Annotated in this window: 22 protein-coding genes; 11 read left to right on the forward strand and 11 right to left on the reverse strand. The window is 50.5% G+C overall.

Features of this window, described 5'->3' with window-relative positions; all coding sequences use genetic code 11:
- Positions 1-264 (reverse strand): transposase (locus tag G565_RS0116985; RefSeq protein ID WP_028671953.1); only part of this gene is annotated, 264 nt, incomplete at its 3' end.
- Positions 265-1,201: 937 nt separating this feature from the next.
- Between G565_RS0116985 and G565_RS0116990 the strand changes: the two genes are divergently transcribed.
- The 3 genes from G565_RS0116990 to G565_RS0117000 all read left to right on the forward strand — a co-directional run bounded on the left by G565_RS0116990 (position 1,202) and on the right by G565_RS0117000 (position 4,002).
- Entirely contained in the window at positions 1,202-1,648 is a 447-nt protein-coding gene (locus tag G565_RS0116990; protein ID WP_084649438.1) for a c-type cytochrome, read from the forward strand.
- A 266-nt stretch (positions 1,649-1,914) separates the two neighbouring features.
- Positions 1,915-2,634: a cytochrome c biogenesis CcdA family protein gene (locus G565_RS0116995; RefSeq protein WP_028671955.1), complete on the forward strand. Its 720-nt coding sequence runs from the start codon at positions 1,915-1,917 to the stop codon at positions 2,632-2,634.
- 15 nt (positions 2,635-2,649) lie between these two features.
- Positions 2,650-4,002, forward strand: a complete 1,353-nt coding sequence (locus G565_RS0117000; protein ID WP_028671956.1) for a multicopper oxidase family protein — start codon at positions 2,650-2,652, stop codon at positions 4,000-4,002.
- Positions 4,003-4,219: 217 nt separating this feature from the next.
- Here G565_RS0117000 and G565_RS0117005 read toward each other — a convergent pair whose 3' ends face one another.
- Genes G565_RS0117005 through G565_RS0117015 form a run of 3 tightly spaced genes read right to left on the reverse strand, consistent with a single transcriptional unit; the run spans position 4,220 to position 6,054 of the window.
- On the reverse strand, positions 4,220-4,897 hold the full coding sequence (locus G565_RS0117005) for a hypothetical protein (RefSeq protein ID WP_028671957.1): 678 nt from the start codon (positions 4,895-4,897) through the stop codon (positions 4,220-4,222).
- Positions 4,898-4,912: 15 nt separating this feature from the next.
- Positions 4,913-5,647: a HupE/UreJ family protein gene (locus G565_RS0117010; protein ID WP_028671958.1), complete on the reverse strand. Its 735-nt coding sequence runs from the start codon at positions 5,645-5,647 to the stop codon at positions 4,913-4,915.
- A gap of 44 nt (positions 5,648-5,691) precedes the next feature.
- Positions 5,692-6,054, reverse strand: coding sequence for a hypothetical protein (locus tag G565_RS0117015; RefSeq protein ID WP_028671959.1), 363 nt, complete (start codon positions 6,052-6,054; stop codon positions 5,692-5,694).
- A gap of 79 nt (positions 6,055-6,133) precedes the next feature.
- Between G565_RS0117015 and G565_RS0117020 the strand changes: the two genes are divergently transcribed.
- Together G565_RS0117020 and G565_RS0117025 are read left to right on the forward strand one after the other, a co-directional pair.
- A complete protein-coding gene (locus G565_RS0117020; RefSeq protein ID WP_028671960.1) occupies positions 6,134-6,412 on the forward strand; it encodes a metal-sensing transcriptional repressor in 279 nt (92 codons plus the stop codon).
- A gap of 13 nt (positions 6,413-6,425) precedes the next feature.
- A complete protein-coding gene (locus tag G565_RS0117025; RefSeq protein WP_028671961.1) occupies positions 6,426-7,730 on the forward strand; it encodes an MFS transporter in 1,305 nt (434 codons plus the stop codon).
- Positions 7,731-7,959: 229 nt separating this feature from the next.
- On the opposite strand, the gene G565_RS24650 is transcribed toward G565_RS0117025, so the two are convergent.
- From G565_RS24650 to lgt, 5 genes are all read right to left on the reverse strand, one after another.
- On the reverse strand, positions 7,960-8,709 hold the full coding sequence (locus G565_RS24650) for a DUF305 domain-containing protein (protein WP_084649440.1): 750 nt from the start codon (positions 8,707-8,709) through the stop codon (positions 7,960-7,962).
- Positions 8,710-8,809: 100 nt separating this feature from the next.
- The gene (locus G565_RS26865; protein ID WP_157600129.1) at positions 8,810-9,241 is read right to left on the reverse strand and encodes a hypothetical protein; all 432 of its coding nucleotides are present in this window, start codon (positions 9,239-9,241) and stop codon (positions 8,810-8,812) included.
- A gap of 269 nt (positions 9,242-9,510) precedes the next feature.
- A complete protein-coding gene (locus G565_RS0117040; protein WP_051208166.1) occupies positions 9,511-10,032 on the reverse strand; it encodes a cupredoxin domain-containing protein in 522 nt (173 codons plus the stop codon).
- 696 nt (positions 10,033-10,728) lie between these two features.
- The gene (locus G565_RS0117045) at positions 10,729-11,436 is read right to left on the reverse strand and encodes a ferric reductase-like transmembrane domain-containing protein (RefSeq protein ID WP_051208167.1); all 708 of its coding nucleotides are present in this window, start codon (positions 11,434-11,436) and stop codon (positions 10,729-10,731) included.
- Between the two features lie 231 nt (positions 11,437-11,667).
- Positions 11,668-12,531 carry a prolipoprotein diacylglyceryl transferase gene (gene lgt / locus G565_RS0117055; RefSeq protein ID WP_028671965.1) on the reverse strand — a complete coding sequence of 288 codons (864 nt, stop codon included), beginning with the start codon at positions 12,529-12,531 and terminating at the stop codon, positions 11,668-11,670.
- Positions 12,532-13,094: 563 nt separating this feature from the next.
- On the opposite strand from lgt, the gene G565_RS27275 reads away from it, so the two are divergent.
- Positions 13,095-13,238 (forward strand): hypothetical protein, encoded by a 144-nt coding sequence (locus tag G565_RS27275; protein WP_211227206.1) that lies wholly within the window; start codon positions 13,095-13,097, stop codon positions 13,236-13,238.
- A 188-nt stretch (positions 13,239-13,426) separates the two neighbouring features.
- Here G565_RS27275 and G565_RS0117065 read toward each other — a convergent pair whose 3' ends face one another.
- On the reverse strand, positions 13,427-14,719 hold the full coding sequence (locus G565_RS0117065; protein WP_028671966.1) for an ATP-grasp domain-containing protein: 1,293 nt from the start codon (positions 14,717-14,719) through the stop codon (positions 13,427-13,429).
- A gap of 239 nt (positions 14,720-14,958) precedes the next feature.
- Between G565_RS0117065 and G565_RS0117070 the strand changes: the two genes are divergently transcribed.
- The 5 genes from G565_RS0117070 to G565_RS0117090 all read left to right on the forward strand — a co-directional run bounded on the left by G565_RS0117070 (position 14,959) and on the right by G565_RS0117090 (position 18,871).
- Positions 14,959-16,029, forward strand: coding sequence for a YncE family protein (locus G565_RS0117070; RefSeq protein WP_028671967.1), 1,071 nt, complete (start codon positions 14,959-14,961; stop codon positions 16,027-16,029).
- Between the two features lie 44 nt (positions 16,030-16,073).
- Positions 16,074-16,286, forward strand: a complete 213-nt coding sequence (locus G565_RS24660) for a DUF2933 domain-containing protein (protein ID WP_037339982.1) — start codon at positions 16,074-16,076, stop codon at positions 16,284-16,286.
- A gap of 419 nt (positions 16,287-16,705) precedes the next feature.
- Positions 16,706-17,608 carry a DMT family transporter gene (locus G565_RS24665; protein WP_245584209.1) on the forward strand — a complete coding sequence of 301 codons (903 nt, stop codon included), beginning with the start codon at positions 16,706-16,708 and terminating at the stop codon, positions 17,606-17,608.
- Positions 17,609-17,780: 172 nt separating this feature from the next.
- A complete protein-coding gene (locus tag G565_RS24670; protein WP_051208169.1) occupies positions 17,781-18,290 on the forward strand; it encodes a hypothetical protein in 510 nt (169 codons plus the stop codon).
- Positions 18,291-18,412: 122 nt separating this feature from the next.
- The gene (locus G565_RS0117090) at positions 18,413-18,871 is read left to right on the forward strand and encodes a hypothetical protein (protein ID WP_028671968.1); all 459 of its coding nucleotides are present in this window, start codon (positions 18,413-18,415) and stop codon (positions 18,869-18,871) included.
- A gap of 122 nt (positions 18,872-18,993) precedes the next feature.
- Here G565_RS0117090 and G565_RS0117095 read toward each other — a convergent pair whose 3' ends face one another.
- Positions 18,994-19,380, reverse strand: a complete 387-nt coding sequence (locus tag G565_RS0117095; protein WP_028671969.1) for a DUF302 domain-containing protein — start codon at positions 19,378-19,380, stop codon at positions 18,994-18,996.
- Position 19,381: the final 1 nt, after the last annotated feature.

Raw genomic sequence — 19,381 nt, forward strand, 5'->3', positions numbered from 1 at the left:
GAAGCTACCACCCCGATCGCGAGGCGTATCCAGCTCAAACTGGCCAGCCTCGGTCTGGAGGGTTTTACTGGAATGACCGTTGCGGCTGTTGCCCGTGTCGGATTGCTCATGCCTGGCAAAGCCCAGATGATCATCCAGCTCAGCATTCAGGGCCGTCTCGACCGTTATTTTGGTCAGCATTTGCCTGAACTCGTTGAGGTCATCCTCTGTCTTGATATTCTTGGCAGCCGCTTGAGCGATTGCCTGTAGCTCTTTCTTGTTCATAGTCTGCCCATCCTCACCCAACCATTGGGTTAATAATAGGCAGTTACACAGATTTAGTTACAGTCTCGGGATATCTGGCACATTCTCTAAGCGCTCCTTGGCCCGAAACCAGCACTGGAGTCTGTCGGTAAAAACTCTGTCTATGACTGGCATTCCAGAAGTGCCCCGAGTATTCTTCCGACTGGATCAATTACTGTGTTTCACTATGAAAGTGTCCGTCAAAATTCGATACATCCTTGTTGTGCTGCTGGTCATTTTCCAGTGGCCAGGGGGATCGTCGGCTTTGGCAGAAAAAATGTCTGACTGGTCAGGCTTCCCAGAGATATCGTGCCCCGCCCATGACGCTGAAGACTGTGACATGGTTGAGTCCGCTAGTCAGTCTCATTCTCACTGTGGTGGCATGGCTTGTGGTTCATCTTTATTGTCCCCGGCATTGTCAATTATGATTGATTGCTCCCCGCAGACAAGCAGTTGCGACAACCGTCTGCTCATACTTTCACTTCACACGGGCTATCATAGTTCACTAGAACGTCCTCCAAGCCTCTGACCCCAGTTCTCTTTGGTTTTTATCTCGCTCAGACAAATGCTCTAAACGTATATACGCGCCTACTGGTTTATCGCGCTGGCTACTCCTTGTCTGAACGCCATTATAGTTACAGATTGAAATACCTACTGAGGTTACTCATGAGATCACTGTTGGATCGACTCAAACATAAATCAATGATGATACTTTGCGTCGCTGCTTGTGCGATACCGCTGGTTACGATACTCCTCGTCGGTTGGTCATCGACGACCTCCTGGTTGCTGTTGCTTCCATGCATGGCAACGCATTTGCTGATGATGAAGATGATGGGAAATAAAGCATGCCACGGTCACGAACAAGAGCCTGACAGCATGTCCCGTCCGAAACGATCCACTACGTTGGAGGCTTAGCGATATGTCAGCAAAAGCTATAGCTCATAATCGTTTCTGGAGCGCACGCTACCTGTGCCCTATTCTGGGCATGATGGCCATGTTTATCGCTCCGGTAAGCTTAGCCGACGATAGGCCGAATCATGTCAATGTGGATGTTGAAGGGTTGTCGGAAAATGCCCGAACTGGGCAGCAGGTTTTCAATCAGACGTGCGCGAGCTGCCACGGTCTCAATGCAGAGGGGTCAGATGCCGGGCCCCCGTTGATCCATTCCATCTATAACCCAGGACACCATTCCAACAAGGCTTTCTACCGCGCCGTTACCCAGGGTGTAGCGCAGCACCACTGGTCGTTTGGAAACATGCCTCCTCAACGTAATATTGGCTTTTCTGATATGACCTATATCTTGGCCTTTATTCGCGAGGTTCAGGTAAACAATGGCATCGGGACCGAAGCGCATCGGATGAGGTAATCCGACTTATCGAGCCGCGTTCAAACTTGCGACCTCGAATCTTACAAAGGTGATTAAAATTTGATGTTTGATGTGATTTTGGCAATGCACTGGCTATGGTCGCCGCTGATCGCGGCATTAGTGGTCATCCTGTTGTGGCGAATCGATAAAAGTCTAGGATTTCCAGGCATTCTTAGTTTGTTAGCACGAGTACCGTTACTCAACTCAGGCCTGCTGTATTGCCTTGCGTTCAATGAGCGGCCAGGCAGTGAAAATGGTTCTCACCTATGAGTGGATTGGAAAGTATTGGGCTTTTAACCGCTTTCGTCGGCGGTTTGGTGTCTTTTTTTTCGCCTTGCACCCTGCCGCTTGTTCCGGGTTACATGTCCTTTATCGGTGGCCAGGCAGGTCAGGGTGACCGGGTGTGGCGGCTCGTGTTGAGTGTCATGTTTATCCTCGGTTTCACGCTCGTTTTTGTTGCGCTTGGTGCAGGCAGTAGCGCTTTGGGACAATTATTTCGCCAGTATCAACAAGAAGCAGCCTGGATCGGTGGGGGACTCATGATTCTGTTCGGGGCATTCATGACCGGACTCGTGCCTTTGCCTTGGCTGCAACGGGACACCCGCAGTCTTATGGTCATAAAAGAAGGCGGCACGCCATTGGCGGCTTTTGGATTTGGCCTGGTATTTGCTTTTGGATGGACGCCTTGCATCGGCCCGATTCTGGGGTCAATTTTGGCGCTGTCGTCTCTGGGCTCTCAAGCGCAGGGAGGTATGTTGCTGTTGTTGTTTTATTCCTTAGGGCTGGCTGTTCCTTTTCTGTTAGCGGCGTTGTTCCTGGAATTTCTACAGGGGCGCCTATCAGGATGGACTCGTTTCGCTAAATGGCTACATCGGCTGGCAGGAGTATTAATCATGATTATGGGTTGGCTGGTAATGACAGGGGTAATGAGTCGCATAGCCTCCTGGATGCTGAGGGTGTTTCCGGCGGCGGGTAGTTTGGGGTAACAGAGGGCTGTCCTTATGAATTTGACACGACGACAGTGGATTAAGGCTACCACCCAGCTGACAGCAGCCTCCTTGCTGCCTTGGCCACTGTGGGCCAATCAGCCGGAACTGCCGATGATCAGCTTGCAGGCCAGGGAAACGACAGCTTCATGGCTGGAGGTACCAACACCCATCTGGAAATACAACCAGCCAATGTTGAGAATGCAACAAGGGGTCACTCAACTCATACGAGTCACCAACCATTTGCAGGTACCGACAACAGTCCATTGGCACGGATTGCGTGTGGCCAACGCCATGGATGGTGTGTCAGGCCTTACGCAGGAGCCCATAGCAGCAGGTGCGTCTTTTGATTACGAAATCATGTCACCGGATGCTGGTACTTTCTGGTTCCATAGCCATCACAATACCATTGAACAGTTAGCGCGGGGGCTCTACGGAGCTTTGGTCGTCACGGGTAATGACGAACCCCTGTTTGAGCGGGACTGGCCACTGCTGATTGATGACTGGAACCTGAATACAAACGGTCGCATAGATTCGGAGTTTACTAACCGACATAATCAGTCACACGCTGGCCAACTGGGTACTTTTCTAACGATCAACCACCAGCGTGGACCTTGGCTCGGCCAGGCTAAAGCCGGAGACCGGGTCAGATTGCGCCTGATAAACAGCGCGACCAATCGCATTTTACAATTGCGTGCGGAGTTTCCCGGTGCTCTGTGGCTCGCAAAAGATGGGCAACCCCTCTCCATTCCTGAACCGATGCCTGAGATGTTCATTCTGGGACCCGGTGAACGATGGGATATCGGTTGGCTAGCGCGTGATTCAGGTCGACTATTGGAAGTCTCCGGGGGAGCTTCTTTAGTCGTTGCAGAGGTTGAGGTCAGTCAGGGAGAGAAGGCATATATTCCTTCTTACCCGGGTGCAATGGCATTGCCGGGAAATCCAATGCCTCAATTGCCTGTTGGTGTCAGTCAAAAGGTTCCTGTGCTTCTCGAGGGAGGTGCGATGGGGCAGTTGCAGACCGCTCAATATCAGGGCGAGAGGTACAGCTTCCCGGAGTTGGCGTCGCAAGGCCAATTCTGGGCAATCAGTGGCCAGACCGGAATGCCCAAAGAACCCCTTTTTCGAGCCCGTCAGGGAGAGTCGATTGAGCTTCAACTCGACAACCGCACCGCCTTTCCACACACCTTGCATTGGCATGGACATCATGTGTGGGCCGATGGCCGCTGGCAGGATAGCCTAACAATGCCGCAAGGTCAGAAAAGGTCCGTCCGGTTATTGGCCGGCAGTCCCGGTAAATGGCTCATCCATTGCCACATGATTGATCACCAAGCCACAGGAATGATGACCTGGTTTGAGGTTGTTTAGTTAAATACGGCGGGATACTTGGCAGGTTGTTGAAAAAGGCTTCCTACCTTTTTCAACACACGAAAATCAACGACTTACCAGTCGTCGATTTTGCAAACTCTAAAATATTTTTTACTTAAATTTGATATTTGCTACTTGAGTCGAGGTCTGATGTCCGACCGAGCCAATCTAAGATCGATAGGCCCGGTCCTGACAGCGATTGCTCAGGCTACTTCCATCACATCGCCCTCTTCAGCTCACCATAGTCACCATAGGTACGAAGCACCAGCGTGATGTCGGTACTGTTCCGGTTGCGAAAGAACCAGCCGTGGTTGCCTGTGAATGCAGCCCTCAGCTCGCCCTCGTTTTCCAAAACATCACGGCCCTTCTCGTAAGAGATAGACTGACCATTGCCGTCACCGTGGGTATCGTAATTGATGGGGCCACTTACGGATACCCAGGAAAAGCGAGCCACGGCACCTTCTTCCATAGTGAGTTTGAACTCAGCACCTTCCCCCGGGGCCAGGACGACTCGCACCTGATCCTGCCATTCAGGTTCAGCAGCTGGAGCCAGGGCGGGTTCGACTGCTTTTGGCTGGGCTGAAGGTTCAGGCAGTGCAGCTGTCTGGGACGGTGGTTCAGTGGGCTGTGTTGCGCTCTCCCCGCCGAACGATTGTATTGACACCAGTTGGGCGGCTTCGTCGGCGGCGGCTTCTTCGGCGAGTTGCTCCTTAATTTCTCCCATTTCCGTCAAGCCGAGTAGTCGGCCAGCGCCGGTCGGGTCTATGGCATACTCTGCGGGCATTACTATGGTCACCAGAAGCACGACTGCGACAACGGCAGCGACGAGGGTGGAGCGAAGCAGTTGCGCGGAACTGGGTAAGTCGTTACGTGAGGGTAAATCAGTGTTGTACATAAAAAGTCTCCAGAATTAAGCAACAAAATAACCGGTGAGCTGATAACCGATGAGCACGAAACCTGTACTCATCATGGCCACATTGGTGGTATAGGCATGGCGCAAAAAGCCATCGGTTTTACGCCAGTAGCTCATGACGATGAGGATCATCGCCAATGCCAGAAGCTGTCCAATTTCCACACCCACATTGAACGCGAGCAGGTTCGGTATCAGTCCATCCGGGGAGATTTCGTACTCAATGATCTTCGTGGACAGGCCAAAGCCATGAAAGAAACCGAAGATCAGGGTTGCGGCTTTGGTGTTGGGCTGAAAGCCAAACCAGCGCTGATAAGCGCCCACGTTATCCAGTGCTTTGTAAACCACCGATAAGCCAATGATGGCGTCGATGAGATAGCTGTTAATGCCCACGTTGAAGTACACGCCCAGCAGCATGGTAGTGGAATGCCCCAGCGCAAAAAGACTTACGTAGATTGCGATATGCTGCATTCGGTAAAGGAAGAAGACGACACCCAGCAGAAACAGAAGATGGTCGTAACCGGTGACCATGTGCTTGGCCCCCAGATACATGAACGCAATGAGGTTCACCCCGGTTGTTTCCTGAATGTATCCCTTGTCACCCTGAGCAATGGCATGGGCCAAAAGATCCGGGCTGATTACAAGCAAACCCAGTGTCAGGAATATCCAAATTAAGCGACGATCGCCAGCGGCCGTGTTTGCGCGCCCACGACCGCCCGACAAAGTTGACAACATAATGACTCCAATTTTTCGTTTAAAAAGCTGCAGTGCAGCGTGGCTTAAACAATCAAGGAGGCTTTGGGTGGACGGTCGAGCCGGTAACGAAAACTGCGGGGAGAGTCTCCGGCATAGGGAATAAGCTGCCGGAGTGAGATCGAATAGTTACCGATGAGGCGGAACTTCTGCTGACCCTCGGTTTCGTGGCTATGATTACCGGCGTCATGATGCGGATGATTACCGGCGTTCTCGTCAAAATCATCGTGACTGTGTGAGTGATCACTATGATCTATCAATATAGACTCGCTCAGCTCGGCGAGACCATGAGACGACGTCTCACCGACGAACGAGAGCGTCATGCCGACCAGGGCAATCAGCAGGACAACAGGTGCAATCATTTTTTTGCGGTGGATGGCCGAAATCATAGGTGGCAGTTCGCTGGTTCGCTGTTGGCTAAATTTCAGGGCAGAGCCTATCATCCTCCCCAGGGGGATAGGAAGTAAAATGGTAAATGATCAAAAGCACGATTCACATCCGGATATCATCAAACGCCTGAAGCGGGCTCAAGGTCATTTGGGTAGCGTACTCAAGATGATTGAGGGCGGGCGGCCCTGTCTGGAATTGGCGCAACAGCTTCATGCCGTGGAAAAAGCCATTCAACAGGCAAAGCGGGTGTTGGTTCAGGACCACATTGAGCACTGCCTGGATGATTCGATTGGACCATTGGAACCTGATCAGAAAAGACGTGTTGATGAGTTCAAAGCCATTGCCCGTTATCTTTGACGGTTTGTGAACCATGCTTCAGATTCTAAAACATCGCACCTACCGACACCTGTTCTTAGCTCAAGTGGTTGCTCTGATTGGGACCGGTTTGGCGACCGTCGCACTGAGTCTTCTGGCGTTTGACCTGGCGGGCAACAAAGCCGGTCAGATACTGGGCACTGCGATGGCGATCAAAATGACCGCCTACGTGCTGATCGCACCGCTGGCCTCGGCACTGGCTGAGCGAGTGCCCCGCCGAATGCTGCTGGTGTCGCTTGATCTGGTGCGTGCGGTAACGGCGCTCGCCTTGCCCTTTGTTAGCGAAGTATGGGAAGTGTATGTGCTGATCGCTATACTCCAGTCCGCCTCCGCCGCGTTCACTCCCACCTTTCAGTCCACCATTCCGGATACGCTTGCGGATGAAGACGATTATACCCAAGCTTTGTCGCTTTCCCGCCTCGCATACGATATGGAGAACCTCCTCAGCCCAGCTTTGGCGGCTGTGATACTGCTTGTCACAAGTTGGCAAGGGCTGTTTTCAGGAACCGTCATTGGTTTCATTGCATCGGCGCTATTGGTGGTTTCTGTGGTTTTACCGTCGGGTGCAAAACCGGAGAAACCTCGTGGGATCTATGAACGAGCCGGGCGCGGTTTCAAGATCTTTGTGGCAACCCCTCGCTTGCGCGGGCTGATGGCATTTAACCTTGTCGTTAGCCTGGCTGGCGCCATGGTGATTGTGAACAGTGTGGTATTGGTTCAGGGCCAGTTTGGCTTGACTGACCGGCACACAGCGATGGCTTTTGCGGCCTTTGGTGGCGGGTCAATGCTAGCGGCATTCGCTTTACCGGCTTTGCTGAAACGGTGGCAGGATCGTCGGGTCATGTTGACAGGGGCGGGCATTCTGATTTCCGGGCTGGTCCTTGCGCTACCTGTAAACTCGCTGGGTTGGCTGCTCCCGGTCTGGTTCTGGCTTGGTGTCGGCTTTTCTACTGCGCAGACCCCTATTGGCAGGCTACTTATACGATCATCCCATGGAGAAGATCGACCAGCACTCTTTGCCGCCCAGTTCTCTTTGTCCCATGCAGGTTGGCTGGTTGCGTATCCGCTGGCCGGTTGGCTTGGATCGGTTGCTGGAATGCAGGTTACTCTGGTGGTGCTGGCCAGCCTTGCGTTGGTTGCGCTGATTCCAGCTATAAGGCTTTGGCCCTCTGTCGACCGCACAGAACTTCTTCATCTACATGATGATCTGGCAAACGGTCATCCGCACATCGCAACGTTTGGCCGTCAGCATACCCATCCTTACATTATCGACAGTCTGCACCCGAGATGGCCGGACTAACGCTATCTATGCATCAAAAATGGATTACCAAACAAGTGCGTATTGGATCAATGATGCGCAAGCTTGTGCCCGTTGGGCTGGTCCCTCTTTACGCCTAACGTTTCAGCTAAAATACTGTTTGAACCTTTTCCGTGGCAGGAGGGTTTGGCTATTGCTTTGCGATTGCTCGCCAATTCCAAAGGGCCCCGAAGTGCTCAATCAAAAGAACGCTAACACTTCAGGACAGCTACTATTGTTGGTCTAACCAGTTCTGCATTTGAGTGATTTCCCGGGTCTGTTCACGTACAACAGCCTGGGACATGCTTCGCAATTCGGCGTCGTTGCTGTATTTCAATAGCACCTCTGCCATTTTGATGGCTGCCTGGTGATGCGGAATCATGCCTTCAATAAAACGGTTGTTAATGTCTACATCACGGATATCGTGCATGCCCATGCCACCCATCATCCCCATCATAGAAGCCTGGTAAGCTTGGATAATTTCAACCGCTTCTTCATTCGGCTTGGGCTCAGGGTTCTTGCTAAGCCACGACTCCAGGAAGATTTTTTCGTCGCTTTGCGCCTCTATAATTTCTTTGGCCAGCAGTGCCAGTTCGGACTCAGCCTGACCAGATTCTAGTAGAATCTTGGACATAGCCACTGCACCCTGGTGGTGTGGAATCATACCGATAACAAAATCGTAATCGACATCGCCACTGGGTGGGCTACTGTGCATGTCCAGCATCATACGTGCACTGACCTCCGCAAAGGGATCGGCAGAGCTCCTACCTGTCATTCCTGCTTGGTGCATTGGGATGGACTGCATTGAATCGTGGCTGCGGACCTGATCACCCGATTGTCCTTTGTGCATCGGTACGGAGCAAGCAGACAGTGCCAATGTAACGACTGCCAGGGTAGCTAGCAAAAATGCAGGTAACCACTTAATAGTGCCCATGCGACCTGAAATTTTTTGTTGTACAGTTGAATCAGTTTGAACAGTCATATTCGCTTCCAGAATACTTAATTTGAGTAAAAAATAGCAGAATACAGAGGCTTACCTCAGCGGTGCTTGATTCAGCCAGAGTATTAATGCAAATGAGGTTTCAGACTCGAACGGCAAATGACAACTGTTCTGGAGGTTGCAGAGGAAGTTCCGCATACCATGTTTGCCAGTGCGCTAGACAGGATTCCACGGTCGGTGAAAGCAACTTTATTGACGCCAGGGGCCGGACGACAGATATAAAGACGCTAATACAATGATCGGCGCACACGTCATGTTGCGCAAGGTGTTCTGCGTCGGGCGAGTTGATAGAGAGATTTTCAGTAGGGTGGCTATGACCAAACTTCAATTGATGATGGCCAATTTGATATTCGACCAATGTTTTTTCAGGCGCAGCGATCTCCAGCAAAGAATTCCACGATTGGCCAGCCATATCAAGCTTATGCACGCCAGACAGGCTCCAAGCACCTAGCAACAGGGTGATCAAAACGGCATAGAAAAACCAAGATCCTGACAGGCTGTGACTTGATCTCATCGAACGCCGGAGTTGTGTCCTCACGCTATATATACCAATGTTCGTGTCATCAATCGATTTTCAAATTTTAAGACACCAATATTCGACCTATCTGGTTGGCTGGACAAGCAGATATACATAATGCTTACCCAAAAAAAAACCGAACCGATTCGAACTACTCTCAAAAAGTGTGTCAGTCGATGACCCAGCGCTACGCAACCGGCAGCAATAGCTACCAGAGTATGAGAAGCAACGCTGGCCAAACCCCAGCAGAAGGGGAGGTGCAGCAGCTATGGATTGTGAGCAACCGTGCCATTGAACACGCTAACTTGAGCACGCATTCCAGCTTGGTAGTGGCCTGGGATGTTACAAGCAGCTTCGAAGCTACCAGACTCAGAAAATGTCCAGATCAGTTCGTCACTCTCTCCAGGCAAAACTGAGACTGAATTAGGATCGTCATGCACCATCATGCTGTCGCCTGCCATTGTTTCTCTCATGGTTTTCCGGTGACTGGCATTACCTTTCACGGTATCTATGACAAATTCATGCAGAATTTGGCCCGTGTTGGAAACGACAAATTGAATAGTATCACCCGGAGTTACGGTCCAGTTTTCCGAGGTAAAGCGCATCAGGTCAGAAGCCTCGACCTGAATGACCCTATCAACAGACTGGCTTTCTCCTGGCTGGCCAGCTCTGAAGGTAGGCTTACTTTCTGAACTGGTGTCATCAGAATGGCCAGGACTAGCCAAAACCAAAGTGGTCGTGCTACAGGCGAAAATGGTGACTAATGTGATTACTTTTTTCAATACCATGGTCAATTTCCTAAATATAAAATTTTGAGTAAAATTTGATTGGACTACTGAAAGCTAGCGAATGTGCTCAATTCAAAAAAACACAATTTATTAAGTGGATATCAGTAACAGAGCACCCCTGTTCATCCCGGTAATAGCCTAGGCTGATGCTATATCTATGGGAGTTTGATCTTGACGCGGCGACTGAATAGCTACCAAGCATTTTCGTCTAGCACAAAGTTGAGGGGAAGATCATTGCTAGCCTGATGTACCAATGTAAAACCCATTAAAATGTAAAAGCCTTTAAGTAGTGATTGGTGTAAACGGAAACCGGATTCATACTGCAACGCAGACTGTTTCTCAAGCATATTTAAAAAGATATCGAGCGAAACGACTATCTAGGTTCTTGTACACTGGTACTGTGAAAGTAGGAATGAAAACGCCAAGTGCCTGCATGGCATAGTGCTATCGAACACTAAGGCGATATCATATTCTTAGCATCAAAGTCAGCTAAAAACCTGAACCGGAGGAATGGATTGTCCAGTTTGGTAAGTTTTTGTCAATCGATGGTTGAGCGCTTTACAGCATTTTACCTTCTGTCAGTCTGACCTTGGTTTGTGTATTAAAGACAATTTCCTAAACTAAATTTTTAAGTTTACGGAATTAGTCATAATAGTGCCCGTCCGATCTATCAACTAACATGCCTATCCTGGCAAGTCACCGGTGGCCGCGGTTGACTGGCACGCTGTTTCGCCATTGCCTAACGAAAGCGGCACTGCGAAGCAAGCCGACAGTTAAAGCCAGAACCACAAAGAACCATTGCAGAGGGTTCGGTTCCAGCATAGGCCGCCGGACATCAAGAAAATGAATAAACAGAAAGTACGCCAAATGGACTAGGACGAGCCACCAGAAAACAACAGCGCCTCGTTGCAGGTGCTGCCAGACGGGAAGGGTCAGACGGCGTACTGAAATATCATTGGAGGTCAGCAGCAGCACCAAGCCAAACAGCAAGGCCAGAATACCTGTAGCATTAGCCAGTCCGAATCCGTGCTGCAACATGATGTATCGTTGAAACTGCGGACTGTACTCAAACCCGAACAAGCGGATCAGGTTCCAGTCCACCCAGCCATCTAAGACAATAATTGTGTGGATAAATGCCAGCAGCACAGACCAGATAGCGGTCTCCCGGCGCCAGACCAGCCAGCCCCGGGTGCGCCTGAGCAGCACGGCCAAAGGCCCCAATGACAAGGCCACCGCTAGTAATACCAAAGCAGTATCACCAAAGGCCCGATTCCAGCGGTGCAGCGGCGCCCACTGGCTGTGTACCAGACTGAACGCAAACACTAGCAGAGAGGCAAGCAGGATAACCACCACATGGCGCAAACGAAAATCTGATGAAAAAGATTTAAACAGGAATTGACGCATAATATGCCCCGAAATTTATTTGATGATACCTTATAACAATTGTCGTATCCTGCGGCAATAGGTCACCACATCATCGAGATATCGACCGGAGGTGCTGGCGCATGCAAGCAACAACTTGGACCCCACTATTAAGGTCAAACTGCATCAGGTGTTCAAAGGTATTTATCATGCTGGTGCCGGACTTACGTGTACATTCGTCCAGGATGCTTTGTATCAAGTTCTGATATTGTCTCATGTGCGTTTGCCCTTACCCGGTTTACCGGTTCGTTTTTTCTTGGCAGGGCTGGGTACTGCAGGTGGGAGCATATTCATCTGGCCCCGGCGATAAGCCCAGGCCAGCATCAGCACGCCCACCAGAATCATCGGAATGCTCAGTATCATGCCTTGGGTCAGAAACCCCAGCGCCCGAATACCCAGATGAGCGTCGGGTTCACGGAAAAACTCGACAGCGGTGCGGAAAACACCATAACCCACCATAAACAGACCCGACACCGCCATATGTGGCCTCGGTTTCTGGCTGAACCACCACATTAAGATAAATAGACCGAGCCCTTCCCCGGCCATCTGATACAACTGGGAAGGATGACGCACCAGACTGTCTACTTGCGGAAAGATCATGCCCCAGGAAACATCGGTGGGTCGGCCCCAGAGTTCGCCGTTGATGAAATTTCCCAGACGTCCGAAAAAGATACCCAGTGGTACCAGCGGTGCAACAAAATCTCCAACTGCAAAAATAGGTTTACCGGTCTTGCGAGCAAACAGAATTACCGCTAGGGCGACCCCGATAAAGCCACCATGGAAGCTCATACCACCTTCCCAGATACGGAGCAGGTAGAGGGGATTCTGGAAAAACTGCTCCAGATTGTAGAACAGGACATACCCCATGCGGCCACCGACAATGATACCCACAACGATATAGAACAGCAGATCCTGTACCTGTTCCGGTGTAAAGCCACGCCAGGCCTGTTTGCGAGCTCGCCAGAGTCCCAGATAGAGACCGGCGACAAAACCAGCCAGATACATCAGGCCATACCACTGGATTTGAATGGGCCCCCAGATATGCAGAGCGACAGGATCGAATTGAGGGTGAATCATAGTGACACTATCCGCTAAAAAACAGTGGGCTGAGGATACCTCAGAGAAGAGATGTGAGGAACCAGCTGAAGCGGGCGCGTTGGCTGCTTCCTCGCCGGATTCAGGCGTTGAAAACAGTTACGATCGTGCGGGCATCAAAGCTCAATTGCCGCGCTTTCGAGACAACACCGTGGGGTTCACGGTTTTATGACTGAAATAGTAGTACTGAATGTTGTGAACCAGATCGACCGTTTCTGGAGTACCAGACTGCTGGTAAAGATTCCGTACGTAAATCTGCAGATTAAAGGAGACCTCGAGATTTTGAATCCACAACATTCTAATTTGGAGTGGTAGCTCGACAACTTGGCGGGTACCGTTACTTCCCAGCAAAGCACAGTGTTAGCATTCTATATTCCAAAAAAAATCTGGATTAACCGCCGAAAAAGTCCGACCTACCCATCTCCCTTCGATTACGATCCAGCATGAAGCATTATCTCATGCAGCACGCTCATTGCTTGGACAGCTAGACAACCTATCCGCTAGTCTCTGAGTGCGCTGCGCAATATCGAAAGAGGAGTTCGAACATGACCGACCCGAATACAGCCACACATTCTTTACGCATCGGCCCGGTGGGCAACAGTTTGTCGTTGCTACTGTCTATTACTTATCTGCTGTGCGTGGGCTTCGGCCTGCTCGCTCCCGAGCAGATGCGCATGTATGAGGCTTAGGCACCTCTACTCCCCGGCTTCGAATGGCTGACATGGTCAGGGTTCCTGATTGGGCTGGTGGAGGCTTATCTGTACGGCTGGTATCTCGCCATCGTGTTCGTGCCGTTGTATCGCTGGTTCGGCAAAGTCGGTTAATTCAGGCCACGCAAAGATACAAACGACGACGTGTAGACTGAGAGAATAATCATTTACACTTGAAAGACGGGCGCGAATCCTCCTCCGGGCGTGCGAAAATTGGTCGCCTGGCCCTGATATACTCGTGCAGCGGTAAGCAAGAGTTTTCCTGCATAGGTGTAAAGGCGAATATCGACTTTTCTTGATGTCACGGTATCGTCAATTTTCACGATTCGTTCTCCGGCAGGAACAAATTCCTGTGCGATATAACCACCTTTCAGGATGTTATCGAATACGCCCCGGGTTATTTTTTTGCCGCGGTAGACGCCCTTGCTGCCGTGACCAGCAACCGGTTTGAAAAACAGGTGACTTCGATCACTCCACAGCTGCGCCGCGTCGTTTTGTGAAACCAGACGGGTCTTTGGTACGGCTGATTCCAGAAAGTCGGCATCAGCATCACTTAGCCCCCAGTCACGAAGGGTTTGCGGCTCGGCAAGGAGGGCGAGGTTCCGTTTGTCGGCCAGAAAGGCGTGCGCACGAGGATTGGGCGTTACCACCACAGCCTCATCAAGATACGCACGCCTCAGTGCCGCGTTGGATGAGGAGTCAAATGCAAAGTCCACCAGACGGTTGTACACCATGTCTATGGGTTTGCCATAGGCCACTAATGCGTTATTGGCATACTCGAGTTCCGAGGGGTCGAGTATCAGCGTCTCAATCCCTCTGGCCTGCAGTAGCTGTTGAGCTAATAGGAACTCGGGAAACATAAATTGGCTTTTCGGATTATCATCCACAATGGCGAGACGACGGGGTATCGAGTTCGCCTGCTGCGTTTGCCACTCCTGCGTGAACATATCGAACACCGCATCTTCGAACCCATTCAGTGCTTGGTGGGTCGCCGCGGTCTGCTGAGAAGAAGTACAGCATAGATGCTGAGCCCGAGCCAGCAACACATTGAGGAACGCACCGCCAGCGTTGGTATTGATTTCGATCAGCTGAGGGCCGTTGGCGCCCAGGTGAAAGTCATAACCCATGAATGCCCCTATTGGGCCTGGGTCGAAGTTGGCGATTTCCGGAGCCCAGGACAATACACGCTCCCGATATTGCGGAAGTTCGGCGGCTGATTCGATTGCTTGAACGATCCGCTCCATCGTCGCTATGTCGACCCGGGGAACAAAAACCGGTGTGTTTGAAAAAAAATGATTTGGGTCGGGGTACCCTGATGCTTCGCTTCCTGCGTCCACGAATTGATTCTGGAGACTTTCGTTGAGCGCTTTTCGGTCAAGAGTGATGCAGTAGCACTGTCGGTTGAGCCGATCTGCGGGGGCGTTGTTTGTTTGTTGGTTATCCTGGGTCACATCTTGCATTTGGAGCCCGTCACGTAGGTAAGTTGTTCGACCTGTAAATGCAGGTTAGAGCTATCTTCAACAGGTCGGACTGTAGTTTCAACCTTGATCTACGTCAAACAAATACATGTTAGCCAGTTGTTTTGACGTTTACTTAAGCATCGCGTGCTAGGCTGCACTGCGGTGGCCACCCTCGTTAGGAAATCTCGCCAGAAGGTGAATAAATAGTTCAGCAGTTTTAAAATCCAAAAGGTGACTCTATGAAACATCAGCTGCAAAAACGATGGCTTGTTGGCGTTACCGCCAGTGTCATTATGAGTTTATCGCTGACGGCTATTGCGGACAGTAGCCGGGCGTTCGTACCTATGGGAACTTCGGACTCGGTGGGCGTAATTGATTTAGCAAATTATCAGGTAACGGCGACTATTCCCGGAACGATCAATACCCACGGCTCGGCACTGACGCCGGATGGACGTTACTTGGTTGTAGGCAGCCTAACCGCTCGCGAGAGCCAGAGTGAGGTAATTCGACCGGAAAGCGTAACGGAAGATGAACACGCAGTTCATCACGGTAATGAGTCTGCCACGGCTGGCGAGAATACAAACACCGGTTTAATCTATCTCGTGGACACCAACACGAACTTAATTGATCGCGTAATTGAGGTGCCGGGCCCCGTGCACCATGTAATGGTGACAGCCGACGGTCGCTATGCTGTTTCCACTCATCCCATGGGCGGTGGTATCAGCGTTGTTGATCTGGATTCCGGAGATCTGGTTGAAACAGTGGCAACGGGGCCGGCGCCAAACTACGTAGTGGAGTCTGACAATGGACAGTCCCTCCTGGTCAGTAATACCGGTAATGGCACGATTAGTGAAGTGGACACCCGGCACTGGTTCGTTAAACGGAATTTACGGGTTGATGGTGGTCCCGAACATATGGTGATTGCACCCGACAACGAACGACTCTATATCACGGATGGAATATCCGGTGAGGTTGCTGCACTTGAACTTTCCGAGGGTATAGTGGCGGCAAGGTATGAAGTTGGTGAAGAGCCGCACGGCGTTGGGCTTAGTGCCGACGGCGAGACACTCTACGCAACCAGTAAAGAAGGTAACCTCGTTGTTCGTATTGAGCTTGCCAGTGGCGCCCGCCACAGTGCGCCTTTGTCCCCTGCGCCCTATCACCTGGCTGTATCCCCTGTTGATGACCAGCTACTTGTAACCAGTCGTGCAGAAAGCAAGCTTTGGGTCCTTGACGCTAAATCACTGCAAATAATCAAGGAAATTCGGTTGAGCGGCATAGGCCATCAGATATCTGTTGAAACTCACTAACATCGTGCAATGAATTGTCGTGTTTTCACCAAAAGGCACCAGTTATGGATCGGCGTTTTAAAATCATTTTGGCAATCGTTGCCGTTGCAGTACTGGTTCTGCTCTGGGGAGAGCACAAAGCTCAGCTGTTGGGCGCATTGCCCTGGCTTATAATCCTGGCATGCCCGCTAATGCACATGTTTATGCACCGTGGTCATGGGAGCCATAAGCATCATGTAGATCAGCCTGGTAGGGGTGCACAGCCGCGAGATGACTAGCGTCGAATCGAATTATGATCGGTGAGAGCAGGGCAGTTGATTACAGCAGATTATTATAAACATATCCGTCACCCTCAAACACGCTGATTTTGTACTCATCATGTTTGCTTTTCTGCTGCAGTGGCCAGCATTGTTGACCCTGGCCATGTTCCCTGTGCTGATTTGGACATAAGCGCGTTTGTAAGTTCACGATGAGCGCGAGACTGATAAAAAAGATTGACCCAGACTGACTGGCTTATGTGACCTGGACGCCTCGTTTCTTTCCCGGATTTCGAAAATTAAGACGTCAAACTTAGCGACTGAACTTACAATAACGTCATCCGAATGGTTGGGAGGTTTTTGACCATCGGTCGCAAAGGGCCTTTACCTATCGATGCTCCTGTTCGGAGGCCCAAAGTCTAAGGGGATAGAATTTGGCCGTGTTACCGAGCCAGTCACTTTCATTACAAACCATCGTCGGAATGGTGGTTGTCGCAATTCTTTGGGCTATCTGCTTTCCTTTCATCAGTGTTGGGCTGCCTGATGCACCTCCCTTGCTGTTTGCCTCTCTTCGAGCATCATTGGCCGGAGCATGTTTAATTGTCATAGGAATGAAAATGGAACGCGAATTCCATTGTTCATTTCGGCGCCTGGCAATGCTTGCGCTGATTGGCTTCAGTTATACCGGTATGGGGCTGGGTGGTATGTTTCTCGGAGCAGGTGATGTTGGGCCTGGAAGCGCAACCGTATTGGCGAATGCGCAACCTCTTTTCGCTGCCATCTTGTCGGTTTTTGTGCTCAGAGAAACAATCACTGTCCGCCTGGCTTCGGGACTGTTCATCGGCTTTCTCGGTGTCGTTATACTTGCTTTACCGGAGCTTGACTTCGGAACAGATCGATTCATAGGTACACTGTATGTACTCGGTGGTGCTATTGGAACTGCGATCGGCAATGTGCTGTTAAAGCTTCAGGCCGATGAGGGCGATGTGTTTTGGCCGATGGGAATTCAGCTTATCCTGGGTGCAATATTGTTGTTTGTCGCGTCTTTGCTGGTGGGTGAAGGCTTTGATATTGACTGGACATGGTCATTTAGCGGGGCCGTCTTTGTACTTGCAGTGCCGGCAACCGCTTTAATGGTTGCGCTCTGGTATGGCCTATTGGCCAGGGCACCTTTGAGCAAACTTAATCCATTTACTTTTCTAACACCAGTTTTCGGTTTACTTATTGGAGCTCTATTTTTTGATGAAACGTTTAGTTTGGTGGAAATTGTCGGGATTGCAGTCACAGTTATGGGGCTGATGGTAATTGTTTTGGTTCCGGCTCCAAAAGACCCCATCGCTTAGTGCACCATACCGCAATCGGGCTATACCATTCGTGATATAATACTAGCTCAATGAAACAGCGCATGACCTGCTTATACAAGTTCGCCCTGAGTGTTGCGCCAAGCCTTGTGTTTGATAGCAACGACAACAACGAGTTAGGTAAACTGAACCCCTTGGCCCTGTTGGAGATACCATGTTTTTACTGAATATTTCGCGCAAGCCAGGTGCCGCAGCTGTTCTCGCACTGATGGTATGGGGCATAAGCTTTTTTCTGCATTTTTTCTGGGAAATGTTACAAGTACCGTTTTACGTTGGTATGGCCGAAGCACCCCACTGGGATGTGGTCTGGTTGTGCACGCGCGCGACCCTCGGAGACGCGAATATAGCCTTTAGCGCCTACACGGCGGCGGCATACTTATCGAAAGACTGGTTCTGGGTCGCAAAATACTGGAATCGCCGGACACTGTTAGGTTATATCTGTTTCGGACTGATCGTGACGATTATTTTTGAATATTGGGCGACCGGAGACGGGCAGCGCTGGCGTTACAGTGAGCTGATGCCAGAACTTCCGCTTACAAGCACAGGCCTGATGCCACTTGCCCAGTGGTTGGTCTTGCCAGTGTTGTTGGCCTATTCCGTAAGATGGATGTTTCTCGGGTGGTCGGCTGCTAGTCTTGAAAATGGACGCAGCGCAGCAAACTGATCTGCATCAAATCTGCAATTTAAAGCGGGAACAGGTCAGTTCGAGTCCAGGCTTTGCAATTTGCTATTGCTAGTCTCTTTACTTAATGTGTAGCGCAACAAACCCAAGGAGTGTAACCCCGTATGGGAATTAAAACGTTTGGCGAACTGATAGATTGGACGCGTGACCTGCACCAGAGCTTGGCTCACTGTCTGGCACAGTGCGCAACACGCCACGAACAAGAACAAGCAAAGGCACTATTGGAGTATCTGGCGACACACGAAGCTGAGCTGGCCAGCATTATTGATGAATTCGAGCATCAAAGCGCCCAGAATACACTGGAAACCCGGGTGTATGATTACTTACAGCACAACACCATAAAAACGCATCAAACCTGTGATGAGCACTATGTCAAAATGGACTTCCAGGGTATCTCCCGTGAAGTCATGGCCTTTCATGGTCAAGTGATGGACCTTTTCCAGACAATGTCCGACAGAGCCGAGATACCGGAAGCAAAGGAATTATTTGAGGCCTTATTGACGATGGAAAAGAATGAATCCATGCGCCTGGCACGCCAGGTTGGCAGAATGGATGATTTGTAAATGATCTCTTACTTCGTCATTTTTAATATCTTCTTTTAATAAAATAAAACAGCCAGGCTTGAACAAGCATGGCTGTTTTAAATAAACATTAAATATAATGTTCGGACTTTCTGAGGTTCATTTCAGATCGACTCAACAACCTCTGCAAGCATATCCCTCACCTTTCCCGCAACCTGCGAGAGCTGCTCGTTGTCGATTGCGGTCATGGATGAGACGGGATCAACAGCACTGACTTCAACACCCTGTTTTGTCTCGCGAATAATGACGTTGCACGGCAGCATGGCACCTACCTGTGGTTCCAGGCCTATCGCTTCCCAGGCCATGGTTGGATTGCACGCGCCCAGAATTGTGTAGGCGGACATATCCTCGTTCAGTTTCTTTTTCATGGTCGCCTTGACGTCTATTTCCGTCAAAATCCCAAAGCCCCGATCAGCCAGGGCCTTACGGGTTCGTTCATCCACCTCAGCGAAACCAGCATTCTCAATAACACGATTCATTGTATAAGTCATA

Source organism: Saccharospirillum impatiens DSM 12546, assembly GCF_000423605.1.
GTDB lineage: Bacteria > Pseudomonadota > Gammaproteobacteria > Pseudomonadales > Natronospirillaceae > Saccharospirillum > Saccharospirillum impatiens.